Consider the following 15006-nt stretch of genomic DNA (forward strand, 5'->3'; position numbering starts at 1 on the left):
CTCTGATCGAAGCGCCGCCCACGGTGGAGTTACAGCCAGGCTTTGATCTGCGCGCAGACAGCCGGCGTCGAAATGCCGTAGCGATCATGCAGCGTCGGTAGGGCACCGGCGTCGAGGAAGGCGTCGGGCAACGCGATCTGTCTGAAGGTGGGCGTCACGCCATTGCGCAACAACAACCCGGCAACCGCCTCACCCAAACCGCCGATGATCGAGCTGTTCTCGGCTGTGACCACCAGACGCCCGGATTTACGCGCTTCGGCGAGAATGGTTTGTTCATCCAGCGGCTTGATGGTCGGCACGTGCAGCACGGCCACATCAATGCCGTCGGCCTGCAATTGCTTGGCAGCTTCCAGTGAGCGCATGGTCATCAGCCCGGTGGAGATGATCAGCACGTCGTTGCCCGTGCGCAGAGTCTTGGCCTTGCCGATTTCGAATTTATAACCGTACTCGTCCAGCACCAACGGCACATTGCCGCGCAGCAAACGCATGTAGACCGGGCCTTGGTGAGCGGCGATGGCCGGCACGGCCTGTTCGATTTCCAGTGCATCGCACGGGTCGACAATCATCAGATTGGGCATGGCGCGAAAAATAGCCAGATCATCGGTGGCCTGGTGGCTCGGCCCGTAACCCGTGGTGAGGCCGGGCAAACCGCAGACGATTTTGACGTTAAGGTTTTCCTCGGCGATGGCCATGCAGATGAAATCGTAAGCACGGCGCGAAGCGAACACCGCGTAGGTGGTGGCGAAGGGTACGAAACCCTCACGCGCCATGCCCGCCGCAGCGCTCATCAGCAACTGTTCGGCCATGCCCATTTGATAGAAACGCTCCGGATGCGCCTTGGCGAAAATGTGCAGGTCGGTGTACTTGGACAGGTCAGCCGAGAGACCGACGATGTCCGCGCGCTGGTCTGCCAGCGCTGCGAGCGCATGGCCGAACGGTGCCGAACGGGTCGCCTGGCCCTCGGAAGCAATCGAGGCAATCATCGCCGAGGTGGTCAGGCGCTTTTTCACCGGCGCGCCAGTAGCAGTCGAAGGCGCAGTGTTGGCGGCGTTGCTCATTGGTCTTTTCCTTCTTCAAGGTTGCTCAGTGCCAGGTCCCATTCGTGCTCTTCGACGCGAATGAAGTGGGTCTTTTCCCGGTTCTCCAGAAACGGCACGCCTTTGCCCATTTTCGTGTCGCAGATGATCACGCGCGGTTGCCCGCCGGGGTGATTGCGGGCGGCATCGAATGCAGCGACCAGGGCGTCGAGGTCATTGCCGTCGACGCGCTGGGTGAACCAGCCGAAGGCTTGCCAGCGATCGACAATGGGTTCGAACGAAAGAATCTCGCTGGAGTAACCGTCGGCCTGCTGGTTGTTGACGTCGACGATGGCGATCAGGTTGTCGAGCTGCCAGTGCGACGCCGACATCACCGCTTCCCAGGTCGAGCCTTCATTGAGTTCGCCATCGGACAGCAGGTTGTAGACGAACGAGGCCGAGCCTTTGCGCTTGAGGCCCAGGCAGGCGCCGACTGCGATGCCCAGGCCCTGACCCAGCGAACCGCCGGTGATTTCCATCCCCGGGGTGTAGGCGGCCATGCCCGACATCGGCAGGCGGCTGTCATCCGAACCGTAGGTTTCCAGCTCGTCGAGGGGAATGATCTCGGCTTCGATCAGCGCTGCGTACAGCGCGATGGCGTAGTGGCCGATGGAGAGATAGAAGCGATCGCGCTGCTCCCATTCGGGATCTGCGGGGCGATGATTCATCGCATGAAAGTAAGACACCGCCAGCAGGTCAGCCGCGCCGAGGGCCTGGCCCACATAGCCCTGGCCCTGAACCTGGCCCATGCGCAGTGCATGGCGGCGAATGTTGTGCGCGCGCTGGGTGAGGCTCAGCGATGCAGCGTGTGCAAGATTAGTCGTCATGATGAAACTCCGTTGACTCAACGATTGACCAAAGCGGCGGGAATACGCAGGACCAGGCTGGCGCCGAGGAACAGCACCCCGGTGATGAGGTACATGCCGATGGCGCTGGAACCGGTCAGGGTAGTGATCCAGCCGATCAGATAGGGCGAGCAAAACCCGGCGAGGTTGGCGAAGCTGTTGACCGCCGCGATGCCGGCCGCCGCAGACACCCCGCCAAGCAGCGTTGTGGGCAGCATCCAGAACAACGAGGTGGCGGAGAGAATGCCGGAGGCGGCCAGGCACAGGCTGAGGATCGACAAGGTCGGATTGCCGCCCATCATCGCTGCCAGGCTCAAGCCGATCGCACCGGCGATCATCGGCACGATCAGGTGCCAGCGGCGCTCGCGATGTTTGTCGCCACTGCGGCCGACCAGGAGCATGGCGGCGATGGCGCACAGGTAAGGCAGGCTGGTCAGGAAACCGATGTGCAGCGGGTCGGAAACCCCTGCGTTACGCACCAGTGTCGGCAGCCAGAAGGTGATCGCATATTGGCCCATGACCACACAGAAGTAGATCGCCGCCAGCAGCCACAAGCGCCGGTCGCGGATGAACTCGCCGACCGAGGCATGGGTGACCTTTTGCTGGTCGTCTTCGGCCAGTTCGCGAGTGATGAGCGCTTTTTCCTCGTCATTGAGCCAGGTCGCCTGATGCACGCCGTCTTTCAGATAGCTCAGCACCAGCAGGCCGACGATGACGGTCGGCACCGCCTCGAGGACGAACATCCATTGCCAACCGGCCCAGCCATGCACGCCGGCAAAGTGGTTCATGATCCAGCCGGAGAGCGGGCCACCGACCATGCCTGACAGCGGAATGGCGATGAACCACAACACGGTCATGCGCGCCCGCCGATAGGACGGAAACCAGTAGGTGAGGTAGAGCAGCAGGCCCGGCGCCAGACCGGCTTCGGCAATCCCGAGGAGAAAGCGCAGGGCATAGAACTGCCAGGCGGTTTCGACGAAGGCGAACAGCGCCGAGACGATGCCCCAGGTGATCATGATCCGCGCAATCCACACTCGCGCGCCGACCTTGTGCAGGATGATGTTGCTGGGCACTTCGCAGAGGAAATAGCCGATGAAGAACACGCCAGCGCCGAGTCCGTAGACTGTTTCGCTGAGGGCCAGATCGTTCATCATTTGCAGCTTGGCGAAACCGACGTTGACCCGGTCCAGATAGGCGCACAGGTAGCACAGCATCAGGAACGGCATCAGCCGCCAGGCCGTTTTGCGATAGGCAGAAGAACGCACGGTCGAAACCGCTTCGAGCGACAGGGTAGTCATGATGGTCTGATCTCTTGTTTTTATTGACCGCCAGGCCATCAGGCCCGGCTGCGTCATCGATCCAGAACCGCACGGGCCACGCAGGCCCGCCCAGAGTTACTCAGTGAATCAGCATGCCGCCGTTCACATCGAGGGTGATGCCGGTCAGATAAGCGGACAGGTCGCTGGCCAGAAACAGCGCGGCGTTGGCGACGTCCTGCGCTTGACCCAGGCGCCCCAGCGGAATGCCTTCGATGATGGCGTGGCGGCGTTCATCCTGCATCAGGCCGCCGGTGATGTCGGTGTGAATCAGGCCCGGGGCGATGGAGTTGACGCGGATGTTGTCCGGCCCCAATTCCCGCGCCATGGCCTTGCCCAGCCCCAGCACACCGGCCTTGGCCGCGCTGTAATGCGGGCCACCGAAGATGCCGCCGCCGCGCTGGGCAGACACCGACGACATGCAGACGATGCTGCCGGAAGACTGTTGGCGCATCAGCGGAATCACCGCCTGGGACATGAGCAAAGTACCGCGCAGGCTGACGTCCAGCACTTTGTCGTAGTCCGAAGGACGAATATCCAGAGTCTTCAGTGGCTGGGTGATACCGGCGTTGTTGACGAGGATATCGATGCGCCCGAAGTGCTCGATGATGGCGGCGACAGCTTGCTGAACCTGCGCTTCGTCGGCCACGTTGGCCGCCAGGCCCAGGTGACCTTCGCCCAGTGCTGCGGCGGCGTCACGTGCTGCGGATGCATCCAGATCGAGGATGACCACGCGAGCGCCGTGTTGCGCAAATGTACTGGCGGTAGCGCGGCCAATGCCACGGGCAGATGCGGCACCGGTAATGATTGCGACTTTGCCTTGAAGAAGCATGGAGGATTCCCTCGAATTGTTTTTATTGGGTCGGTGTGTAAGTAACCGATGACTCAGCTTGTCCTCCGGGGCGAGTGTGAGCAATAACGCGGAAGTCACTCAATGCTGAAAAAAATTCAGCACTCGTCAGGCCGTTTCGCAAATGCTTGAATGAAACCGGTCCGTACATCACAAGAAATCACCACGGAGTCCCCATGCGCTCAGACACTGAGGCATCGATCATCCTGCCACCGCTGAAAGCAATTCAGGCCTTCGAACAAACCGCGCGCTTCGGCAACGTCGCCAGAGCGGCGGAAGTGCTGGACCTGACACCCTCGGCAGTCAGCCATCAACTGGCGAAACTGGAAGGGATGATCGGCCGGCAATTATTCGTCCGTGCTGCCCGTGGCGTCTCGCTGACGCCGGTCGGCGAGCAATACCTCAAGGAAGTTTCCGGGATTTTGCACAGTCTCGCCGTTGCCACCGAACGTGCTGCCAGCGATGTCAGCCTCGATTGCCTGCGCTTGCACTCGTCGCCAAGCTTCGGCCTGCTCTGGCTGATGCCGCGCCTGGAAGCGTTTCGCGCCAGTCACCCGGACATACAGATCAATCTGTCGTGCTCCTATGAATCGCTGCACTTCAGTCGCGACAAGATCGACGTCGATATCCGCCATGGTCTGCCGAACTGGCCAAGCTATGAGGTGCGCACGGTCAGGAACGAGACGTTCGCGGTGCTGACCTCACCGAAACTGCTCGCGCAACGCCCGATACGCGGCGCGGCGGATCTGCTGGAGTGCGATCTGATTCTGTCGGAAGCCACCCTGCTCAAATGGCCGCAATGGTTTGCCCAGCACGGCTTGGCGCGTCCGGAACGGCCTTATGCATTGAGCTTCGATCGTTCCTACATGTCGCTGGAAGCGGCGAGTCATGGCTTGGGTTTCGCGCTGGAAAGCACATTGCTGGCGCAGAAGTATCTGGCCGCGGGCACGCTGGTTGAAGTCGCGCCTGAATCACTGAGTGCTGCGGTGGCGGCGCACCATTTGGTATTCCCCAAGGCGCATTCGAGCTTTCCACGGGTCAGGCGTTTTCTGGCGTGGATGGAGAGCGAGTTGGGGCACGAGTTCGCGTATTGAGTGGGGATCAATTCTTTCAAACTCTCTGAACCGCTCAAGGTCAATCCATTATCGGTCTTGATCATTCACGCAAGAACGCACTTTACCGCGCGCTGCCGATCCGCGAAAAACCAAAGGCTGAGCAGGCTGTTGTTTTCTGTGTTCATCGTTTCTTTAGAAGGGGCTGATTTATGGTCATCACATGTCTGGGATGGGGATCACTGATCTGTAAGCCGGGGAAGCGATGAGCACCCGCAGCCAGGCGCAGATTGCCGCGATCTTTGATCAGCTGTTGGCACTGCGAGAAAGCGTGGACATTCTTCAGCACGTGGAGAGCGCTAGCGTCGAGTCGCTGCGTGGCCATCAGACCGTGGACGCTCCCGAGTCGCTGGATCTGGTGTTTCAAAAGCTGCATGAAGACATCGCCAGCATGGAGGAAACCTTGGCGACGATTGCCGAGGCTACCGGGGATGTGTCGAAGTTGTGAGGCGCGCGCGGGGTGGCATGCAGAGATGATTTGCCTGGTCTGGCGTCTTCGCGAGCAGGCTCGCTCCCACAATGGATTTGTGAATCGACTGATTTCCGGGATCTGACGCAAAACCCTGTGGGAGCGAGCCTGCTCGCGAAAGCGCTGGGTCAGGCACTTACTCTGTTGGATGTGCCGACGCTATCGCGAGCAGGCTCGCTCCTACAACGGGGCTGGATCTCTCACCACGCGCAACGCATCCACCACCAGTGAAAACGCCGGCGACGGTTGGCGACGGCTGGGGTAGTAGAGGTGGAAGCCACCGAACGGTTCGCACCAGTCTTCCAGCACTCTGACCAAACGCCCTTCAGCCAGATGCGTACCGAACTCGTCTTCAGGCAGGTAGGCAATCCCTAACCCGTTCACAGCCGCGTCGGCGATGTGCACGGTGGAGTTGAACACCAGTTGGCCGTCGACCCGTACTTTCAGCTTTTTGCCCTCGCGCTCGAATTCCCACGCATCGACACCGTCGTAGGTCGGAAAGCGGATGTCAATGCAACGGTGCGCCGCCAGATCGCGCGGATGTTGCGGGGCGGGGTGCTGGGCGAAGTAGCTGGGCGAAGCGACCACGGCCATGCGCAGTGGCGGGCCGATCGGTACGGCGATCATGTCTTGGGCGACGGTATCGCTGAAACGCACGCCGGCATCGAAGCGGTCGGCCACGATGTCGCGGAAACCGTAGTTGATATCGAACTCGAGCTTGATGTCCGGATATTGCAGCAATAGTGGCGTCAGCTTGGGCAGCAGGGTGGTCTTGATGATGTTGTCGCCGCAGGTGATGCGCACCGTGCCAGCGGGCTTGTCGCGCAACTCGGTCAGGGCGTCCAGCTCGGCTTCAATTTCATCGAAACGGTGCCCGACGGTGTGCAACAGGCGTTCGCCGGCCGCGGTCAGTGACACGCTGCGCGTAGTGCGGGTCAGCAAGCGAATTTTAAGACGTGCCTCCAGCGCCGAGACTACCTGGCTCACCGCTGATTGCGTCACGCCCAGTTGCACCGCCGCGCGGGTGAAGCTGCCGCTGCGGGCAACCGTGACGAAGGCGAGCAGGTCGTTGAAATTGGGTTTGGCCATGGGCGCGCGCTCGGGTTTGTTGATTAGCAGAGCTTATAACCGCATTAAGCACTCATTAGCTAATCAAAGTCTCGAGCGTGCGCAACAATACCTTCATCCCGGCCACGCCTGGCTTCTCGATCAAGGACGCCCCCATGAAACGACTGTTCATACTGCTCGGGTTTCTCCTGAGTTCATTCACTGCATTCGGAGCTGACATGTCCCACGGTGCCGACAATTTCTTCAAAAGCGACAAGGTGACCGCGCAGAAGGTCAGCTTCAAAAATCAATATCAACTCACCGTGGTCGGCAACCTGTTTGTCCCTAAAGGACTCGAGCCGGCAGCGCGTAGCGCGGCGATTATCGTTGGTCATCCGATGGGCGCGGTAAAGGAGCAGAGCGCCAATCTGTACGCACAGAAACTGGCGGAGCAGGGCTTTGTCACCTTGTCGCTGGATCTGTCGTTCTGGGGCGAAAGCGAGGGCGCGCCGCGCAATGCCGTGCTGCCGGACATGTATGCCGAAGACTTCAGCGCGGCCGTCGATTACCTCGGCACACGGCCATTCATCGACCGCGAGCGCATCGGCGTGTTGGGCATTTGCGGTAGTGGCAGCTTCGTGATCAGCGCGGCGAAAATCGACCCGCGCATGAAAGCCATCGCCACGGTCAGCATGTACGACATGGGCGCCGCCAACCGTGACGGCCTAAAGCATTCGCAAAGCCTTGAGCAGCGCAAGCAGATCATTGCGCAAGCGGCCGAGCAGCGTTACGCCGAGTTTACTGGCGGCAAGGTCGAATACACCGGCGGCACGGTGCTGGAACTGAAGGCCGACACCCATCCGATCCAGCGTGAATTCTTCGATTTCTACCGCACCCCGCGCGGCGAATTCACCCCGGCCAGCTCGACGCCGCAACAGACCACGCGCCCGACGCTGAGCAGCAACACCAAGTTCATGAACTTCTATCCATTCGTCGATATCGAGAGCATCTCGCCGCGCCCGATGTTGTTTATTGCCGGTGCCGATGCGCACTCCCGTGAGTTCAGCGAAGAGGCGTTCCGGTTGGCGGGGCAGCCGAAAGAACTGGTGATTGTGCCGAATGCCGGTCATGTCGATCTGTACGACCGGGCCGAGCTGATTCCTTTTGCCAAGCTGACGCAGTTCTTCAAGAGCAACCTGAAGTAACTTTCAACGCGACGGAGCAAAGCGATGCGGATTTTTGCCAACGGCTGGAAGGGATTCGTACTGATGGCATGGCTGCCCTTTGCTCAGTCTGCTGCTAACCCGGAGGAGACCACGATGTGGATGACCGTCGGAGAACACCGTTTTGCCATTGCTCTTGAGGACAACCCGAGCACTCGGCAATTGCTCACGCGATTGCCGCTGAGCCTGAACATGGTCGACCTGCACAGCAACGAAAAATACGCCACCGTGCAGCCGCCCTTGCCCACGCAGCCCTATCGGCCGGGCACGATCCACACCGGCGATTTCCTTTTGTATGGCGACGATACGTTGGTGGTCTTCTACAAAACCTTCGATTCGTCCTACCGCTATTCGCGTCTTGGTCGCATCGACCGGCCGCAGGACTTGGCCGAGACCTTGGGGCGTGGCGATGTGCGGGTGACGTTCACGCTGGATGAGTGAGGAGATTCATTGATGAAGCTGAAAAACCTGCATCAGCCGCGCCTTCTGCGCATTGTGGCTCTCGGCTGCGCGGTCCTCGCCAGCGCAGCCTGCGTGAATCCTCTGTGCGCCAATCCTTCCCGATCACCGGAGAAACCGATCATGCAAGAACAACCTCTGACGCTTAAGCAACTGGCGATCGCCCCGATTGCCGCCAACGCTGCAATCGGCGACATGCCGCGTTTGCACGACGCACTCAATCGCGGCCTCGATGCCGGGTTGAGCATCAGCGAAACCAAGGAAGTTCTGGTGCAGCTGTACGCCTACGCCGGGTTCCCACGCAGCCTCAACGCCTTGTCCTTGCTAATGAAGGTTGTGCAGGAACGCGCCGCGCGGGGCATTGAAGACGCGCCCGGACGAGAGCCCGGTCCGGTTCCGTCGGGGTATGCACTTACCGAACTCGGCACCGACAATCAGACCCGTCTGGTCGGCGCGCCAGTGTCCGGCCCACTGTTCGAATTCGCCCCGGCGATCGATCAGTTCCTGAAAGTGCACTTGTTCGGCGACATCTTCGCCCGCGACAACCTGGCATGGACGGATCGGGAACTGGCGACGGTTGGCGCGCTGGCGGCAATGGCTGGGGTGGAATCGCAGCTGGAGTCACATTTGAAGATCAGTCTGAATGTGGGATTGACGGTTGAGCAGTTGCGGCAAGTGGCGCAGGAGTTGGAGGCGCGCGGGGATTTGCAGGCTGCTGAGCGGGTGGGCGCGGGGCTGGGGAAAATCCAGCGGTGAGGGCGGCTCGGATTCATTGCCGCCCTGTTAACGCAATTTCTACAGTGCGCGCTGGCGCCGACTCGCTCCCGGTGAGCTTCCCGTTATCCGCTTGAACGCACGACTGAACGCCGCTTGGGAGGTGTAGCCCAAGCGCTGCGCCACTTCTTCGATCGGCAGTCTTTCCAGTGTCAGCCACTGACTGGCCAAGCGCATGCGCAGTTCGGTGGCGTAGCGCAGCGGCGGGGTGCCGAGGGTGGTCTGGAAGCGTTCGGCGAAGACCGAGCGTGAGGTGTTGCACAGCGTTGCCAGCTCGGCGACGCTCCAGTCGCGCCCCGGTTGTTGGTGCAGGGCCAGCAAAGCTTTCGACAGACGAGGGTCGCGCAGGGCGGCGACGAGACCGGAGGCATTGCCGCAAGCGCATTCGACCCAGCCACGAACAATCATTGCCGCCACTACGTCGGCAAGGCGAGCGAGAATGCCGGCGAAGCCGATGCGCGCTGCGCTGACTTCGCGTTCCATGGTCGCAAGAATTGGCATAAGCCCCGGATAACGCTGGCCGCCGGCGTCGATCAGCATCAGTCCCGGCATCAGCCGACCGAGGCCCTGCAGGCTGCCGAGCTCGAACTCCATACAGCCACTGAAGAGCAGGGCGCTATCGGGCGAAACGGCGCTGTGACCGACCTGCACCGCGCAGACCGTATCGCCGAGTGGCGCGGCGACGGCGCTGTCAATGTCCTGCACTTCGGCGTTTGGGTGTGACAGCAACTGGTGCGCTGCACCATGGGCAATGAATACCGCATTGCCCGCCGCCAACTCGTAAAGGCTGCCGTCCTCCAGTCGCAACACCGTCGATCCAGCGGCAACGAAGTGGAAATACGCATGGCCCGATTTGTCGCTGAAACCCAGACCATACGGCGGACCGGCGTGGATCCGCCGATACTGCACGCCACGCAGACGCATGCTGCGCAGCAATTCAGTGATCAGGTCTGATGACAGTGAAAAGGAATCAGTGCTGCTCATGTTCGGGGTTTCGATCAAAAGTTCAAGACTGCGCATCATAGATCATCCGGTTTGCCGCTAATAGACTGCTCTCTTGAAATGTCCGAGGGAGTCTTGAAATGAATGAATGTGTAGGTGATGGGCGAACTGAAGAGGAGCCGATGGCTCCTGCGTGGATGGCGGTTTTCTCACTGGCGATGGGGGTGTTCGGTTTACTCACTGCGGAATATCTGCCGGCCAGCCTGCTGACACCAATGGCGCTGGATCTCGGCGTCAGCGAAGCGCTGGCCGGGCAAGCAGTGACGGTGACCGCAGTGGTGGCGCTCTTTGCCGGATTGCTCGTACCTGGATTGACGCGCAGTCTTGATCGGCGGCTGGTCTTGCTCGGTTTCTCGGTACTGATGATCGCGTCGAATCTGCTGGTGGCGCTGTCGTCGAGCCTCGCAGTTTTGCTGATCATGCGCATCCTTTTGGGCATAGCTCTGGGCGGATTCTGGAGCATGGCGGCGGCCGTGGCGATGCGCCTGGTGCCGGCGGCGCTGCTGCCACGGGCGCTGTCGATTATCTTCAGCGGGATCGCCGTCGGGACCGTGGTCGCGGTGCCATTGGGCAGTTATCTCGGCGGCCAGTTTGGCTGGCGCAGTGCGTTTTTCGCAGCTGCGGCGGTTGGCGTGGTGACGCTGGTCTTTCAAATGTTCACGTTACCGAGTCTGGCGCCACATCGACCGTCACGCCTGCGTACGGTGCTTGAGGTGTTGCTGCGACCGGGCATTGCCATTGGCATGTTCGGCTGTGTATTGGTGCACACCGGCCACTTCGCGTTGTTCACCTATATCAGGCCATTTCTGGAAAGCACCACCGGAGTCGGCGCGCAGACGCTGGCGCTGATGCTGCTCGGTTTCGGCGTGGCGAACTTTGCCGGCACGCTGTTCGCCGGCTGGCTGTTGCAGCGCAATCCACGCGCAACACTGGTGCTGATGCCGGTGTTGGTGGGCGTTGCTGCTCTGGCGTTGGTCGGGTTACCGGCGTCGCTCACCGGGCAGGCGTTGCTTCTGGCTCTGTGGGGGATGGCCTTCGGTGGCGTGCCGGTGGCATGGTCGAACTGGGTGGCGCGATCGATACCCGATCAGGCCGAAAGCGCAGGCGGCATGGTCGTCGCATCGGTGCAGTCGGCGATTGCCGCAGGCGCCGCCGCCGGCGGTTCGGTGTTCAGTTTCAGCGGCATCAATGGCGTGTTTGTAGCAGCTGGAATTCTGATGTTGCTGGCCGCGCTGCTGATTGCCCTGAAGGTCAATGTCGATGTGCCGGAGCCGGGTTCGGCGCCGGTGGCACCGGTGCATTTGTGATTTGATCAATCCGCCTTACGCGTGGCGGCAATTTCCCAGATTTGCATGATCTGAGTGATAGCAGCATCAATGTTATCCAGCGCGGTGTTGTCTCTGGCGAGGATGGATATGCCCTGCAGGAAACTGTCGAATACCGTCGCCATCGCCGCCGCACTTGTGCCGCTGGCCAGCTCGTCGGCATTCACAGCGCGTTCGACGCAGGCTTGAATGCCGGCACGGGTGCGCTGCCTTGAGTGGGTCAGGGCTTGCGCCACATGGGCGGTTTCCGGGCTCGGTGCGCTCATGACGCCGAGGGTAACCATGCAGCCCTTGGGGTGTGTGTCGTCGCACTGCATGCGTGCCGACTGGCGCAAAGCGGTCTCGATCGCCTGGCGTGGTGGCAGGCTGTCGTCCCACAGGCACTCGGTGACTTGCGCATAGGTGGTTAAATAACGCTGCACGCATTCATCGAACAACGCTTCCTTGGAACCGAACGCGGCGTAGAAGCTAGGTGCAGAGATACCGCCACCCAGGCCTGCCTTCAATTGGGCCAGCGATGTCGCGTCGTAGCCGTGTTGCCAGAACAGTTGCAAAGCCTGATCGACGGCGTCGTCGCGATCAAACTGACGGGGGCGACCGGTTCTCGCCATGACCTGACTCCTCATTGATTTAATATAAAGACTAGTCGATACAGAAATTGTTGACAACGCTGCGCATGCACCCTCAGGATCTAGATCGATCGGTATTTAAATCTGAGTCGGTTTTTTCGAGGAGCTTCCAGTGACACCTTCAATCACGTTAACGGCTACGCCAAAAGGTCTGCCCATCGGCGCTTTGCTGGCGCTGGCCATGACTGGCTTCATCTGCATCGTCACCGAAACCCTGCCGGCGGGCCTGTTGCCGTTGATCAGTGAAGGCCTGGCGATTTCGCCGTCCATGGCCGGGCAAATGGTTACCGCGTACGCATTGGGTTCCGTACTGGCGGTGATCCCGATGACCATCGCCACCCGGGGCTGGCGGCGCCGCAACGTGCTGCTGCTGACGATTGTCGGTTTCCTGCTGTTCAATTCGATTACCGCGCTGTCGTCGCATTACGGCGTGACGCTGGTCGCGCGGTTCTTCGCCGGGGTTGCGGCGGGTCTGGCATGGAGTCTGCTGGCCGGCTATGCGCGACGCATGGTTGAGCCCGAACAGCAGGGCAAGGCGTTGGCGCTGGCGATGGTCGGCACACCGATTGCGCTGTCGCTGGGCGTGCCTCTGGGTACGTGGCTCGGTGGGCTGGTCGGTTGGCGCACTACATTCGGTCTGATGTCGGCGCTGACCTTGGTACTGATCGTCTGGGTACTGGTGAAAGTGCCCGACTACCCGCCGCAGCCGGCCCATCAACGCCTATCGCTGAGCAAAGTCCTGACTACCCCGGGCGTGCGTCCTGTGCTAGCAGTGGTGATCAGTTGGATGCTGGCGCACAACATTCTCTACACCTATATCGCTCCGTTCGTGGCGCCGGCGGGCATGGCCGAGCGGGTGGATGTGGTGTTGTTGAGCTTCGGCATCGCCGCTCTGGTCGGGATATGGCTGACGGCGAAGCTGGTCGAGCCGCTGCTGCGTTCGACGGTTCTGCTGAGTTTGGCGACCTTTGCCGCCGTCTGCGTGGCGCTGGGATTTGGCGGAGGCAGCCCAGAGGTGATTTATCTCGGCGTGGCGGCATGGGGTTTAACCTTTGGCGGCGCGGCGACGCTGTTGCAAACGGCGCTGGCTGATGCGGCGGGCGACGGAGCGGATGTCGCCTTGTCGTTGAACGTAGTGGCGTGGAACAGCGCGATCGCTGGCAGCGGTGTCGTCGGCGGCGTGCTGCTCGATCAGTGGGGCGTTACCTCATTTCCGTGGGCCATGCTGGCACTGGTCGCTATCGCCTTCGCCATTGCCTGGGGTGCCCGGGCCCACGGTTTCAAGTCGGGCCCGCGCTCTGTAGAAGCTTCGGTGGTGGCGGGGCATTGAACCCCGCCAGCAGTTTCTTCAACCGCGCTTCGGCAGTTTCCAGTTAGGCCGGATGAAATGGCAGGTGTAGCCGTTCGGAATCCGCTCCAGGTAATCCTGATGCTCGGGTTCCGCTTCCCAGAACGGGCCGGCCGGTTCTATTTCCGTAACCACTCGGCCCGGCCACAACTTCGATGCGTCTACATCGGCGGCGGTGTCTTCAGCGACGGCACGCTGCTCGTCGTTGAGGTAGTAGATCGCCGAGCGGTAGCTCGGGCCAAGATCGTTGCCCTGACGGTTAGGCGTGCTCGGGTCGTGGATCTGGAAGAAGAACTCAAGGATCTGCCGGTAGCTGATCACGGCCGGATCAAACTCGATTTCGATGGCTTCGGCGTGGTTGCCGTGGTTGCGATAGGTCGCATTCGGCACATCGCCGCCGGTATAGCCGACGCGGGTTTTCAGCACACCCGGATAGCGGCGCAACAGATCCTGCATGCCCCAGAAGCAGCCGCCGGCGAGAATGGCAGTTTCGGTTTGAGTGGTCATGGTGTGTGCTTCCTCTCGAGACGATGGGGGGATACCCACTGTTATGAGGGCGGGTTGAGAGAATCCAAGGTCACGCTCATGAGAATCGACCACTGGCCTGCTGATCAAGCGACATGCAGGCGACTGCGATGTTAGTCAGTACGTATTCAACCAAAGCCAAAGAACGAACGCAGCTTGCTCGGTGACTTGCGCTCGTAGAACGGTTTGGTCTCCCTGAGGAAGTAATCACTCAGCCCGGCTTGTCCCGTCAGCACGCGGCAAAAATCAACCGGCCCGCCATCAGGGGCTGTGTCCGCAGCGACATTGCCGGCTTCGCGCATGACCTGTTCGATATCGCCATCCGCTTCGATGCCGACGATCAAGTGCGGTTTTTCATCAACCGAGGGGTCGTGCATCAGCGCCAGGAACGCGCGTTTCACATTGGCGTGTTTGGCCAGCAGTTGCGAGAGCGAATGCACCATCGTCGTTGGATACTCGGAAGGCTGTCCGAGCAAAACATTGGTTTCTTTTTCAACGATGCGCTGCATGGCAGGCCGGCCTATTTCGCCCGAAAGCAGGCGTTGCACTTCCTCCGGAAAGAATTCCTTGCCGTACGGCGACTTCGGATTGAGAAAGAGCAGCGCGCCCAGCGTGATTTCGAACAATGATCGGGCAGGGATTTCTACATAGCTCTGCTCGCTGTCGATGGATTGTTGCAGCGTTGGCAGTGAGGAGAAGAACGGAATGACTGGCGTGCCATCGGGCTTCTGCCAATGAGCGATGCTGATATTGCTGCCGGCTTCGAGATTGACATGGCCTTGCGCCGCACCGGCGGTGCCGAGGATGTAGACGGTCGAGTCCAGCAGGGTGCGATAGAACTCAGGGCGATGCGCGGGTTCGTCCGCGGCCAGCCGGAGTGATGTTTCCAATGGGTTTTCTTGGGAAGTATCCATGAGGTCAGTCCGTTATTTTCAATGGAGAGCGATGGTTGTCTGATCAGTTCGAGGAGACCTGCTGTCACGATGATTCTCGAACAGAGATTTGA

General features: G+C 60.7%; 16 protein-coding genes. 7 read left to right on the forward strand and 9 right to left on the reverse strand.

Annotated features, from left to right (window positions below):
• Positions 1–29 precede the first annotated feature (29 nt).
• From AB4N85_RS06530 to AB4N85_RS06545, 4 genes are all read right to left on the reverse strand, one after another.
• A complete protein-coding gene (locus AB4N85_RS06530; protein ID WP_071171997.1) occupies positions 30–1058 on the reverse strand; it encodes a transketolase family protein in 1029 nt (342 codons plus the stop codon).
• A complete protein-coding gene (locus tag AB4N85_RS06535; RefSeq protein WP_122610064.1) occupies positions 1055–1903 on the reverse strand; it encodes a transketolase in 849 nt (282 codons plus the stop codon). The genes AB4N85_RS06530 and AB4N85_RS06535 overlap by 4 nt, the downstream gene beginning before the upstream one ends.
• A gap of 17 nt (positions 1904–1920) precedes the next feature.
• Positions 1921–3219: an MFS transporter gene (locus tag AB4N85_RS06540; protein WP_252869307.1), complete on the reverse strand. Its 1299-nt coding sequence runs from the start codon at positions 3217–3219 to the stop codon at positions 1921–1923.
• A gap of 100 nt (positions 3220–3319) precedes the next feature.
• The gene (locus AB4N85_RS06545; RefSeq protein ID WP_024012667.1) at positions 3320–4069 is read right to left on the reverse strand and encodes an SDR family NAD(P)-dependent oxidoreductase; all 750 of its coding nucleotides are present in this window, start codon (positions 4067–4069) and stop codon (positions 3320–3322) included.
• A gap of 194 nt (positions 4070–4263) precedes the next feature.
• Between AB4N85_RS06545 and AB4N85_RS06550 the strand changes: the two genes are divergently transcribed.
• Positions 4264–5181, forward strand: coding sequence for a LysR substrate-binding domain-containing protein (locus AB4N85_RS06550; protein WP_252869308.1), 918 nt, complete (start codon positions 4264–4266; stop codon positions 5179–5181).
• Positions 5182–5404: 223 nt separating this feature from the next.
• Positions 5405–5647, forward strand: coding sequence for a hypothetical protein (locus tag AB4N85_RS06555; protein ID WP_110645864.1), 243 nt, complete (start codon positions 5405–5407; stop codon positions 5645–5647).
• Positions 5648–5848: 201 nt separating this feature from the next.
• Here AB4N85_RS06555 and AB4N85_RS06560 read toward each other — a convergent pair whose 3' ends face one another.
• On the reverse strand, positions 5849–6757 hold the full coding sequence (locus tag AB4N85_RS06560) for a LysR family transcriptional regulator (RefSeq protein ID WP_252869309.1): 909 nt from the start codon (positions 6755–6757) through the stop codon (positions 5849–5851).
• A gap of 134 nt (positions 6758–6891) precedes the next feature.
• Between AB4N85_RS06560 and AB4N85_RS06565 the strand changes: the two genes are divergently transcribed.
• The 3 genes from AB4N85_RS06565 to AB4N85_RS06575 all read left to right on the forward strand — a co-directional run bounded on the left by AB4N85_RS06565 (position 6892) and on the right by AB4N85_RS06575 (position 9153).
• Complete coding sequence (locus AB4N85_RS06565) at positions 6892–7920, forward strand: alpha/beta hydrolase (protein ID WP_252869310.1); 1029 nt, start codon at positions 6892–6894, stop codon at positions 7918–7920.
• 114 nt (positions 7921–8034) lie between these two features.
• On the forward strand, positions 8035–8379 hold the full coding sequence (locus AB4N85_RS06570) for a cyclophilin-like fold protein (RefSeq protein ID WP_460067440.1): 345 nt from the start codon (positions 8035–8037) through the stop codon (positions 8377–8379).
• Between the two features lie 141 nt (positions 8380–8520).
• Entirely contained in the window at positions 8521–9153 is a 633-nt protein-coding gene (locus AB4N85_RS06575) for a carboxymuconolactone decarboxylase family protein (RefSeq protein WP_224787239.1), read from the forward strand.
• Between the two features lie 39 nt (positions 9154–9192).
• Here AB4N85_RS06575 and AB4N85_RS06580 read toward each other — a convergent pair whose 3' ends face one another.
• Positions 9193–10194, reverse strand: a complete 1002-nt coding sequence (locus AB4N85_RS06580; protein ID WP_371857501.1) for an AraC family transcriptional regulator — start codon at positions 10192–10194, stop codon at positions 9193–9195.
• A 59-nt stretch (positions 10195–10253) separates the two neighbouring features.
• Between AB4N85_RS06580 and AB4N85_RS06585 the strand changes: the two genes are divergently transcribed.
• A complete protein-coding gene (locus AB4N85_RS06585; RefSeq protein WP_435405993.1) occupies positions 10254–11480 on the forward strand; it encodes an MFS transporter in 1227 nt (408 codons plus the stop codon).
• 5 nt (positions 11481–11485) lie between these two features.
• Here the strand turns inward: AB4N85_RS06585 and AB4N85_RS06590 are convergent, their stop codons facing one another.
• Positions 11486–12109: a TetR/AcrR family transcriptional regulator gene (locus tag AB4N85_RS06590; protein ID WP_056785092.1), complete on the reverse strand. Its 624-nt coding sequence runs from the start codon at positions 12107–12109 to the stop codon at positions 11486–11488.
• A gap of 130 nt (positions 12110–12239) precedes the next feature.
• Between AB4N85_RS06590 and AB4N85_RS06595 the strand changes: the two genes are divergently transcribed.
• Positions 12240–13457 carry an MFS transporter gene (locus tag AB4N85_RS06595; RefSeq protein ID WP_076563247.1) on the forward strand — a complete coding sequence of 406 codons (1218 nt, stop codon included), beginning with the start codon at positions 12240–12242 and terminating at the stop codon, positions 13455–13457.
• Between the two features lie 18 nt (positions 13458–13475).
• On the opposite strand, the gene msrA is transcribed toward AB4N85_RS06595, so the two are convergent.
• Both msrA and sseB read right to left on the reverse strand, forming a co-directional pair.
• On the reverse strand, positions 13476–13982 hold the full coding sequence (gene msrA, locus AB4N85_RS06600) for a peptide-methionine (S)-S-oxide reductase MsrA (protein WP_016774420.1): 507 nt from the start codon (positions 13980–13982) through the stop codon (positions 13476–13478).
• A 146-nt stretch (positions 13983–14128) separates the two neighbouring features.
• On the reverse strand, positions 14129–14914 hold the full coding sequence (gene sseB, locus AB4N85_RS06605) for an enhanced serine sensitivity protein SseB (protein ID WP_252869313.1): 786 nt from the start codon (positions 14912–14914) through the stop codon (positions 14129–14131).
• Positions 14915–15006: the final 92 nt, after the last annotated feature.

This window comes from Pseudomonas sp. H1_G08 (assembly GCF_054681355.1).